At 32.1% G+C, this 11629-nt stretch carries 8 protein-coding genes; 7 read left to right on the forward strand and 1 reads right to left on the reverse strand.

The annotated features are described in order from the left end of the window. Positions 1-10 precede the first annotated feature (10 nt). The 3 genes from Q9Q97_RS16625 to Q9Q97_RS16635 all read left to right on the forward strand — a co-directional run bounded on the left by Q9Q97_RS16625 (position 11) and on the right by Q9Q97_RS16635 (position 4417). On the forward strand, positions 11-853 hold the full coding sequence (locus Q9Q97_RS16625; protein WP_306159124.1) for a FecR family protein: 843 nt from the start codon (positions 11-13) through the stop codon (positions 851-853). Between the two features lie 98 nt (positions 854-951). Then, on the forward strand, positions 952-3570 hold the full coding sequence (locus tag Q9Q97_RS16630) for a TonB-dependent receptor (protein ID WP_306159126.1): 2619 nt from the start codon (positions 952-954) through the stop codon (positions 3568-3570). A gap of 4 nt (positions 3571-3574) precedes the next feature. Continuing rightward, positions 3575-4417 carry a DUF4249 domain-containing protein gene (locus Q9Q97_RS16635; RefSeq protein WP_306159128.1) on the forward strand — a complete coding sequence of 281 codons (843 nt, stop codon included), beginning with the start codon at positions 3575-3577 and terminating at the stop codon, positions 4415-4417. Between the two features lie 40 nt (positions 4418-4457). Here the strand turns inward: Q9Q97_RS16635 and Q9Q97_RS16640 are convergent, their stop codons facing one another. After that, positions 4458-4997 carry a GNAT family N-acetyltransferase gene (locus Q9Q97_RS16640; RefSeq protein ID WP_306159130.1) on the reverse strand — a complete coding sequence of 180 codons (540 nt, stop codon included), beginning with the start codon at positions 4995-4997 and terminating at the stop codon, positions 4458-4460. Between the two features lie 671 nt (positions 4998-5668). Between Q9Q97_RS16640 and Q9Q97_RS16645 the strand changes: the two genes are divergently transcribed. From Q9Q97_RS16645 to Q9Q97_RS16660, 4 genes are read left to right on the forward strand one after another with little or no spacing between them, the layout of a single operon-like run. Continuing rightward, positions 5669-7150 carry a class I SAM-dependent DNA methyltransferase gene (locus Q9Q97_RS16645; protein ID WP_306159132.1) on the forward strand — a complete coding sequence of 494 codons (1482 nt, stop codon included), beginning with the start codon at positions 5669-5671 and terminating at the stop codon, positions 7148-7150. Continuing rightward, positions 7150-8967 (forward strand): DUF262 domain-containing protein, encoded by a 1818-nt coding sequence (locus Q9Q97_RS16650; RefSeq protein WP_306159134.1) that lies wholly within the window; start codon positions 7150-7152, stop codon positions 8965-8967. Before Q9Q97_RS16645 ends, Q9Q97_RS16650 begins: the two co-directional genes overlap by 1 nt. Then, positions 8967-10433, forward strand: coding sequence for a class I SAM-dependent DNA methyltransferase (locus tag Q9Q97_RS16655; protein WP_306159136.1), 1467 nt, complete (start codon positions 8967-8969; stop codon positions 10431-10433). Before Q9Q97_RS16650 ends, Q9Q97_RS16655 begins: the two co-directional genes overlap by 1 nt. After that, positions 10434-11624: a restriction endonuclease subunit S gene (locus Q9Q97_RS16660; RefSeq protein WP_306159138.1), complete on the forward strand. Its 1191-nt coding sequence runs from the start codon at positions 10434-10436 to the stop codon at positions 11622-11624. It abuts the gene before it with no gap. Positions 11625-11629: the final 5 nt, after the last annotated feature.

Below are 11629 nucleotides of genomic sequence, written 5' to 3' on the forward strand. Positions count from 1 at the left end.
AATCTAAAAAATGGATAACGAAAAATTTGACAAGGAATTCGAAAAGCTTTGGAACGAAACCTCCCATTCTCATTCAAATGAAGAAAAAGAAACTTCGTGGGAAGAATTTCGCGCCAAAACTTTTACTCAAAAGAAACGCTCCTTAAGACCATGGCACTATTGTTCTGCTGCCGCTGTTTTACTTTTTGTTTTAATTGGAACTGGAATTTATTTTAACGGAGAATCTTCTGCCGAAAATGTAGTTCTAGCTGAAACTGTAATCGAAAATACAACTTCAACAATAAAAAATATTGTATTGCCAGACGGCTCAAAAGTGGAACTGAGTCCAAATTCAAAAATTAAGTTCGGACAGAATTTTGCTTCAAATAGAAAAATCGAAATTGACGGTCAAGCGTATTTTAAAGTTAAAAAAGACAAACAGCATCCGTTTCAGGTTTTCTGCGACGAAACTACCACAACAGTTTTAGGAACTTCTTTTACTGTTAAAGAATCTGAAAATGAAGAAATAACTGTTGAGCTTTTTGAAGGAAGCGTAGAAATGAGCGTAAAAGGCAAAGACCAGAAATGGATCTTGAAACCTGGCGATAAATTCACTTACGGAAACGAAATTGCTTCGGTAACAGAATTCAGCCGATTTGTAGATTTTGATGACGAAAAACTCTCTGTTATCAGTCAGTATATTGAAGAAAATTACGGCTATAAAGTCACTATTCCGAAAGAAAATCTAAATCAGAAAATTACCATTCGAATCAATAAAAAAGAAGATTTAAAAACAATTGTCCAACTAATATCAGAAATGTATAACCTAAACTTTGAAATAAATGAAGATTTAAAGCAGATTAATTTTCAATAAAAACAAAAAGGATGTAAGCCGCGAAACTCCACATCCTCCTAATATTCAGGATAACACGAGGTTATTCCATTTAATAATATTCAAAAATACAAAATTTCATGAAGCATATAATTTCAGCATGCTTTTTTTTATTCAGCTTAGGTATGTCTGCTCAAGGCGTTACGGTAACTGTAGATCAAAATGTAACTTTAAAAGAATTCTTCAAACAGATTGAAAGCCAAACCGACTTTAAATTTGCTTTTACAGATCAGATCGATACCAATAAAAAGTATTTTACACAAAATAAAACTTTTAAAAGTATCGAAATCAGCAAGCTTATTACCGAATTAAACCAGATTTCGTCTGTACAATTTTCTATAGTGGGCAACAATATTTTTGTGAAGCAGAAAGCTCAAACGCAAAAGCCTGCCAAAAAAAAAAGCAAGCTAAGCGGAACCGTTTATGATGATGAAAGACAGCCTGTAATTGGTGCTAATATTTACGTTAAAGAACTGGAAACGGGCGTTGTAACAGATGCAAACGGAAAATACAGTATTGAAGTTCCAAACGGAAACTATACCGTTCAGGTGAGTTATGTGGGGTTTAAAAATGAAGAAAAACGTGTTTCTGTCTCTGATGATAACAGAGTTAATTTCAACATCGATTCTGATAGCCAGCAATTGGGAGAAGTTATTGTGGTAGCCAATAAAGCGGTCGACATCAAAACCACACAAATGAGTGTGAACAGGCTTTCGATGCAGGAAATCAAGAAAATTCCGGTTGCAATGGGCGAAGCCGATCCTCTAAAATCGATTTTGACTTTGCCAGGTGTTACCAATGCGGGAGAAGCTTCTTCGGGTTTTAATGTCCGCGGTGGTGCTGCAGATCAGAATTTGATTCTTTTGGATGGCGCTCCTGTTTATGCAGACTCGCACATGTTTGGTTTCTTTTCTATTTTCAACGCTGATGTAGTTAGCGGTTTAGATTTATACAAAGGTGGAATTCCGTCAAGATTTGGAGGACGCGTTTCTTCTGTTCTTGATGTTACGCAGCAAACTGGAGATTTTGAAGAATATAAAGTAAATGGAGGAATCGGGATTATCTCAAGCCGACTTTTGGTTCAAGGTCCGCTGGAAAAAGAAAAAGGTTCTTTTATTCTTTCTGGGCGTGCTTCTTATGCACATTTATTTATGAAATTGGCTGACAATAATAACTCTGCCATGTTTTACGATTTGAATGCGAAATTAAATTATCGTTTTAATGCGAAGAATACGCTGTCTTTTTCTGGTTATTTCGGAAACGATTTATTCGACATTAACGACCGTTTTGCAAGTACGTACGGAAGCACAATGGGAATTTTAAACTGGAAACATAAATTTTCTGATCGCTTAAACAGTAATTTATCTACTTTCTATAGTGATTACAGATTTAATCTAGAAATTCCGATTGAAAGTTTTCAATGGGACAGCAATATTCAGAGTTATGGTTTGAAATACAACTGGAACTTTCAGCAGTCGGAGAAATTTAAAATCAATTATGGTATAGATGGCTTGTATTATAATTTCAATCCTGGAGTTGTAAAGCCGACTTCTTCAGATTCTCAGTTTAATTATATGCAGCTGGATAAAAAATACGCTTTAGAAGCTTCTGCTTTTGTCGATTTTGAAAATCAGATTACAGAAAAACTGAATTTCCGTTACGGACTTCGCTACAGCATGTTTTACCGTTTAGGAGATGAAGCAATCAGCACTTACGAAAATGGTCAAGCTGTAGTTTATAATCCATTATATAATATTTACGAAGAAGGAACACCAACAGGAAGCATCTCCTACGGAAAAGGAAAAACCATCAGCAAATTCGACAATTTTGAGCCGCGTGCAGCCTTGTCTTATGCTTTTAACGACGAAACTTCTGTAAAAGCAAGTTACAACAGAATGGCGCAGTACATTCATATTTTATCCAACACGCAGTCTCCGTTACCAATGAGCATCTGGACTCCAAGCGGCCCTTTTACAAAACCTCAGCTTTTGGATCAGTATGCGATGGGTTATTTCAGAAATTTCAAAGACGGCGATTACTCTTTAGAAACCGAATTATTCTACAAAAATGTTCAAAATCGTATTGACTATATTGACGGTGCTGATGTTTTGGCTAACAACAACATTGAGCAGGTTATTTTAACTGGAAAAGCCAGATCTTACGGAATGGAATTACTGTTCAGAAAAAATAGAGGCGTTTTCACCGGATGGGTTTCTTACACCTTATCTCGCGCAGAACAAAAAACACCGGGAAGAACTCCTGAAGAACCAGGAATTGCAAACGGCGACTGGTATTTGTCGGGTTATGACAAAATGCATAATTTGAGCATTGTGGGAAGTTATGAACTGAATCCGAAATGGTCTTTTAATGGAAATTTCACTTTACAGTCGGGTCAGCCAGTAACGTATGCAAATGGTTATTATGAAATGGGCGGTATTCACGTTCCGAATTATTCTTTAAGAAACGAAAACAGACTGCCTCTTTTCCACCACTTAGATCTTGCGGCGACATATACGCCAAAACCAGACAAAAAGAAAGGATGGCAAAGCTATTGGGTATTTAGTTTATACAATGTGTACAACAGAAAAAATGCGGCTTCTATGAGTTTTACAACCAATGAAGATACGGGAGCAAATGAAACCAGAAGGCTTTCGATTTTCGGAATTGTTCCTGGAGTTTCTTATAATTTTAAATTTTAATGCTATGAATAAATTGAAAAAATATACGGTAATGAACAGAGCACTGGCATTAATAACTCTTCTTTTTGTTTTTTCTTTCGCTTCATGCGAAGATGTTGTAAATCTTGATTTGCCAACTGGCGAAACCAAACTGGTCATCGATGCTGAAATTATCTGGAAAAAAGGAACTGACGGGAAAGAACAAACGATAAAAATCAGTAAAACGGCTCCTTATTACAGCGGTTCTACACCAAAAGTTTCGGGCGCGCAAGTCCGAATAGAAAACAGCAATGGCGACATTTTTACTTTTAACGAAACGGAAGCCGGAGTTTACAAATGCACCAATTTTGTTCCTGTAATTGATGCCGATTATAAATTATTTGTAGATGCTGAAGGGCAAAGTTTCACGGCGACTGAAAAACTGACTTCTGTAAGTCCAATTAATAAAGTAGAACAGAAAATTGTTCCTGATTTTGATGGAAAAGATATCATCGAACTGACTTTTTATTATAACGATCCAGCAGATCAGACTAATTTTTATGTAACCGATTATCAAAGCTCATTTTTGATTTATCCGGAATATGAAATCACAAATGATGAATTTTATAACGGAAACGAAATCAGCACGAGATTTTCTGATGAAGACAAAATGAAACCTGGAAACACCGTTACGATTACGCACAGAGGCGTTTCTAAAAATTTCTTTAATTATTGGAAATTAATTTTGGAAGCTTCAAACTCTAATCCGTTTTCTGTTCCTCCGGGAACCATTAGAGGAAATATTGTGAATAGTACTGATGCCAATAATTTTGCATTCGGATATTTTAGACTTTGCGAAGCTGATCAGGTTCCTTATTTGGTACAATAAAAACGTTTTTATAAAAAGAGAAAAGCCTTAAACATTACGTTTAAGGCTTTTCTTTTATCCAATTTGCTTTGTCAATCTGATACACAAAATTCAATTTTGGTTTTTCTCCGAAGTAAGCTACTTCTTCTTCGGCAATTTTTTCGGCTCCCACTCTTGAGATTGCAATTTGAGATCGAATATTTTCTGAACCAATATGAAACCTAACTTTTGACACATATTCAAAAAGATAATCCAGCATTGTCTTTTTTACGCTTAGATTAAAACCTTTTCCCCAGCAGGAAACGGCATAAAAAGTATAACCAATAAAAATACAGTCTTCTTCTTGATTGAAATCGTAAAATCTTGTACTCCCTATAACTTCTCCAGTTGCTTTATTTATAATTTTAAAAGCGCCTTTGCTTTTGATAGCACCTTGAAAAAAATTCTCAAAAACTTCTTTCTTCCATCGGTCTTTGTTAGGATGCTGTTCCCAGATTTTAGGATCGGAAGCTGCCTTGTATAAAACATCAAAATCTTTTTTTTCTAAGGGTGATAGAATGCAAAGATCATTTTCTAAAACGGGTTGTAGATTGAAAGCCATTGTTTTTGTTTTTTTGATTTTAAAATTAAGGAAAAAACATAGAAAACCCTTCAAAATCAAAAACTGACTTTGGAGGTTTTACTTTATTGATTTTTGGACAGTAAGGAATATACTTCGAGCCAGATTGCGCATTTGGTTGGGTACAAAAGTCTTTTGGCTTTTAGCACTTCTTATTTTTGGTGTTTTGATGGAAAAGCCTAAGGTTAGGAAATAATTAAAACTCTAAATTTTTAAGATACAACAGCACTAAAAAGCAAATACAAAAATAGTGTCAAATAATTTTTTACAATAAGATATAAAATACTTCAGTTTTATCAGATATCTCAAATAATATTAAACAATTACACTATAACAAAGAGATGCGAAACTGTAGTTATCTCATATCTTTATTATTCTAAAGGTTTTTCTTATTGTTAAAACTTTTATATTTTACTCAATTTTTATTCTAAATTATTTATAGCACTTACGGTTTTCCATATTTTTCTTTTAAATCATTTATTTATGTTTGTGAAATAATTATAAAGAAATAAGTTAGTCTCTAACAAACAAATTAAACCCAAACATATTTTAATCATTACTTTTAAAATAGTAAGTTTGGAGAAACTATTTTTGTAATTATTATAGAAATTTAATTACAACCTCTACATTATAAATGCCTCATTTTAAGCATTATGAACACACCCAAAATTAATCTTTCTCAATTAGAACAATATCTTTCAAAAGCAGCTTGGATCCTCAAAGGACCGGTTGATGCTTCTGATTTTAAAATATATATATTCCCTCTTTTATTTTTCAAAAGATTATCTGATGTTTTTGATGAAGAATATCAAATTGCATTAGAAGAATCTGAAGGTGATGTAGATTATGCTTTGTTACCAGAATTTCACAGATTTATAATTCCTGATGGTTGCCATTGGAAAGATGTTAGAGAAACTACATCAAATATGGGATTAGCAATTGAAAAAGCTTTAAGAGGAATTGAGCAGGCTAATCAAGAATTTCTGTATGGAATCTTTGGAGATGCGCAATGGAGTAATAAAAACAAACTATCCGATCGATTATTGGTAGATTTGATAGAACATTTTTCACAATATTCATTATCAAATTCTTTAGTAGATCCAGACATTTTGGGTCAGGCTTATGAATATTTAATTAAGCATTTTGCTGATTTAACCAATAAGAAAGCTGGAGAATTTTATACTCCTCGCTCAGTTGTACATTTATTAGGCTTAATATTAGATCCTCATGAAGGTGAAACGATTTATGATCCAGCATGTGGTACAGGTGGAATGCTTTTAGAATGTGTAGATCATTTAAAGCACAACAACGAAGATTATAGAACACTACAATTATATGGACAAGAAAAGAACTTAACTTCTAGTTCAATTGCACGTATGAATATGTTTCTTCATGGGATTGAAGATTTTCAAATTGCTCGTGGCGATACATTAAGAAATCCAGTTTTTTTTGAATCAGATGAATTAAAAACTTTTGATTGTGTTATTGCTAATCCTCCATTTTCACTAAAAGATTGGGGGGCAGATATTTGGGTAAATGACCCATTTGGAAGAAATATTGCAGGTGTGCCACCACAAGGAAATGGTGATATGGCCTGGGTTCAGCATATGATTAAGTCAATGAATACTAATGGTCGAATGACCGTTGTTTTGCCGCATGGGGCTTTGTTTAGAAAAGCTTCTGAAGGTAAAATTCGTGAAGCCTTATTGAAAAAAGATCTTTTAGAAGCAGTAATCGGCTTAGGGCAAAATATTTTTTATGGTACTCAGTTAGCCGCTTGTGTACTCGTGTTTAAGCAAAATAAAGAGAAGCATAAGAAAGGGAAAGTTCTTTTTATAGATGGTTCTGAGCAAATACGTGTAGGAAGAGCTCAAAATTTTCTTGAGAAACATAATGTAGAAAAGCTTTACGAATGGTATTCTCAATTTTCTGATGTCGAAAATTATGTAAAAGTTGTTTCTGATGATGAAATAAAAGAGAATGATTATAATTTAAATATTCCGCTTTATGTAGAAAAAATAATAGAAGATAATTTACCATCTGTAGAAGAAGCTTTAACAGATCTTAAAATTGCATGGGACGAGAGTTTGAAAGCAGAAGAAAAATTTAAAAACATACTAAAACAGTTCATATAATGGCTTACGAAAAACCGATTACAATTAGAGAGGCAATATCCTCAATTCAAAATCAAGAATATATTTTGCCTGCTATACAAAGAGAGTTTGTGTGGAATACAAAACAAATTGAATTACTGTTTGATTCTATTTTAAGAGACTATCCAATAAGTACTTTTTTATTTTGGAAAGTTAAAGCTGAAAATGTTGAAAAATTTAAGTTTTACAGATTTCTTCCATATTACCATCAGCGAGATAAAAGGCATAACGAGCTTGCTGAATTATCTGGCGAAAAAGATAGATTTGCTATTTTAGATGGTCAACAGAGATTAACTTCTTTATATTTAGGATTAAAAGGCAGTTATGCATACAAACTATCAAAATACGGTTGGAAAAATAATGATGCATTTCCTAAACGTCAATTGTATGTAAATCTTTTAAGCCATTCAGAAGATATAGATTCAATTTATGATTTTAAGTTTTTATCGGATGATGAATATTCTAAAGCTAAAGAATTTCATTCAGAAAAATATCATTGGTTTAAGGTTGGTCAAATATTAGATTTTACTGATTTCCCTGATATATTCAAATATATAGCGGACCATTCTTTAATGGATACTTCTAAATTTAGTGCTGAACAAGCAAAGTTTGCTTCTGATACATTATCTAAATTGTTTCAATATTTTAACAAAAATGAGATCATTAATTTTTATTTAGAAAAATCAGACGAATTAGATAAGGTTTTGCATATTTTCATTCGTGTAAATAGTGGAGGGACTCAATTGAGTTATTCGGATTTATTATTATCAATTGCGACGGCACAATGGAAAGATAAAGATGCTCGAGAGATTATACACAGATTTGTTGATCAAATTAATGCAATTGATCCAGGATTTAATATAAATAAAGATTTAGTATTAAAATCTTGTCTTGTTCTAACTGATATAAAAGACATCAAGTTTAAAGTGGATAATTTCTCTTCTGAAAATATGACTTTAATTGAGTCTGAATGGGATAACATTGCTAAAGCATTAAATCTTTCAATACAATTAATAGCATCTTTTGGATTTAATGATAAAACATTAACTGCTTATAATGCAATAATTCCTATTGCCTATTTTATAAAAAAGAACAATTTAGGCGACGAGATTTTACATTCAAGTAATCATGTCGAAAATAGAAAATTAATAAAAGAATGGTTAATTCGTGCTTTATTGAAAAGAGTTTTTGGAGGAACACCTGATAATCTTTATCCAGTTTACAGAAATATTATTTCAGAAAATTTAGGTAAGTTTCCACTCCAAATTTTAATTGATAAATATAAGGGAACTAATAAATCTTTAAGTTTTGATGAAGAGACGATTGAGCATTTATTAAATACGCAATATGGAAGTGCGTTTGCATACATGGTTTTAAATTTAGTTTATCCACTAAATCATAATTATAAATTTCATCAGGATCATATCCATCCTAAAAAGTATTTTAATCACCGTGATTTAATAAAATTTGGAATAGAAGATGAAAATTTAAGAAACCAATATTTAAGTTCATTTAATTCAATTTCAAATTTACAGTTAATTCAAGAAACTGAAAACTTAGAGAAAAATGCAACTCCTTTTGTTGATTGGTTAAATAAGAATTATAAAGATGAAGATTTATTAAATTATAAAAACTTACATTTTATTCCAAATGATAATGATTTATCAATTATCAATTATTTGAATTTCTTTACTTCAAGAAGAGAAATACTTAAAAACAAATTAATGCAATTATTGAAAGTCGACTCAAAACTTCCTGTTATTGAAGAGGCTGAATTAATAGAAGAAGAATTATCATAATGACCCAACAACAATTAGAAAAATATCTCTGGGGAGCAGCTACCGCTTTACGCGGTACAATTGACGCTGGAGATTATAAACAATATATTTTTCCTTTACTTTTTTTCAAGCGTATTTGTGATGTATATGATGAAGAATTTGAAAAAGCATTAAAAGAAAGTAACGGAGATTTAGAATACGCATCTTTTGCAGAACACCATCATTTTTTAGTACCAAAAAAGGCGCACTGGAAAAAGGTTAGAGAAACAACTGTCAATATTGGATTAGCAATTCAAGAAGCAATGCGCGAAATTGAAAAAGCTAACCCTGAAACGTTATTTGGAATATTTGGAGATGCAAGCTGGACTAATAAGGATAGACTTTCAGATGCTACTTTAACCAATTTAGTAGAACACTTTTCACAGCATACTTTAAACATTAAAAATGTTCCTGATGATAAATTAGGTAACGCTTATGAATATTTAATTAAAGAGTTTGCTGATGATAGCGGTCATACGGCAGCAGAGTTTTATACCAATCGCACAGTTGTGAAACTGATGACGATGATTATGGATCCTCAGCCAGGAGAAAGTGTTTATGATCCAACCTGTGGTTCTGGAGGTTTATTGTTGAACTGCGCTTTACATTTAAAAGAAGAAGGAAAAGAATACAGAACGTTGAAATTATACGGACAAGAAATTAATTTGATTACTTCTGCAATTGCACGAATGAATATGTTCATGCACGGAATTGAGGAGTTTCAAATAGTTCGTGGAGATACTTTAGCGCAACCGAGTCTATTAGAAAATGACGAACTTAAAAAGTTCAATGTAATTTTGGCTAATCCTCCATATTCTATAAAAGCCTGGGATCGAAAAAGTTTTGAAAGCGATCCTTATGGGCGTAATCTTTGGGGAACACCGCCTCAAGGTTGTGCAGATTATGCATTTCAGCAACACATACAAAAGAGCTTAGATGTAAATAATGGACGTTCTATTTCATTATGGCCACACGGAATTCTATTTAGGGATTCTGAAGCTGAAATACGTCGTAAAATGATTGAAGAAGATCTGGTAGAATGTGTTATTGGTTTAGGACCGAACTTGTTTTATAATTCCCCAATGGAAGCTTGTTTGTTAATTACAAATAATAAAAAAGCAAAACATAAGAAAGGAAAAATACTTTTTATAAATGCCGTAGATCAAGTAAAGCAGGAGAAAACAATTGGATATTTATTGCAATCTCATATTGAAACTATATTCAACGCCTATAATTTATTTAAGGATATTGATAATTTATCTGTTGTAAAACGTAATTCAGAGGTTTTAGATAACAAAGGTAATATGTCTATAAATTTATATGTTCGCACAAATGATTTAAATTCTCAAGCAACTGAACTTTTTGAAGATGTCTATTCTAATTGGGAGGAAACTTCCAATAATCTTAAACAATCAATGAACGAACTTTTTCAAATATTAGAAAAATAAATGACGACAGAATTATTGCAAAAAATGAATATAGATAAGTCCAATTGGGCTTTAGTTAAATTTGGTGATGTGGTATTTGAGCCAAAAGAAAATATGAAAGATGCTTCCGCTGAGGGTATTTTACATGTTGTAGGTTTAGAGCATATTGATTCTGGAGATATTCACTTAAGAAAATCAGCAAGCATAGAAGACAGCACCACTTTTACTAAAAAATTTAAAAAATTTGATGTCCTTTTTGGAAGAAGGAGGGCATATTTAAAAAAAGCGGCACAAGCTTCTTTTGATGGAATTTGTTCAGGAGACATTACTGTTTTTAGGGCAAAAGAAAATGTACTTCCTGAAATATTGCCATTTATAGTTAATAACGACAATTTCTTTGATTACGCAGTTAAGCATTCTGCAGGAGGGCTTTCGCCTCGTGTTAAATTTCGTGATTTAGAAGAATACAAATTTCTTTTACCATCTAAAGAAGAACAGAAAGAAATTGCAAAATTACTTTGGGCGATGGATGAGGTTATTGAAAAGGAGAAAGAGAATAGAGATAAGTATAATATTTTTTATCAGAGATATTTATTTGATACAGTATCTGGTAAAGTTTCAAAAAACCGTTGGAGAGAGTATGTGTTTGGGGAACTTGGAAACACTTTTGGAGGATTAACAGGTAAGACAAAAGATGATTTTGGTATTGGAGCGCCATTTGTTACTTATATGAATGTGTTTTCAAACACTAAAATAAATCCAAATCAAGTTGAATATGTTAAAATCGATAAAGGTGAAAATCAAAATGAGTTAAGATATGGGGACATATTATTAACAGGGTCATCAGAAACACCGCATGAAGTTGGTATGTCATCTGTTGTTCTTGATAATTTAAAAGGATTTTATTTAAATTCATTTTGTTTTGGCTTTAGATTGCATGATTTTAAAACCTTGTTACCTGAATATGCTAGATACCTAATGAGAGGAAATGAAGTAAGAACTTTTATGTCTTTGAGAGCTCAAGGATCAACAAGATTTAATTTATCTAAAACAATTGTGAGAACTAAGTTGAAAGTACGACTACCCAAAATTAACGAGCAAAAAGAGATCGTTTTAAAATTAGAAAAATTTGAAGATAATTTGATATCATTTCAAATAAAAATAGAGAGTTCTCAATCTTTACAAAAAAGTATAATTAATCAAATCTTCTAAAAAAG

It is taken from the genome of Flavobacterium sp. DG2-3 (assembly GCF_030730925.1).
GTDB lineage: Bacteria > Bacteroidota > Bacteroidia > Flavobacteriales > Flavobacteriaceae > Flavobacterium.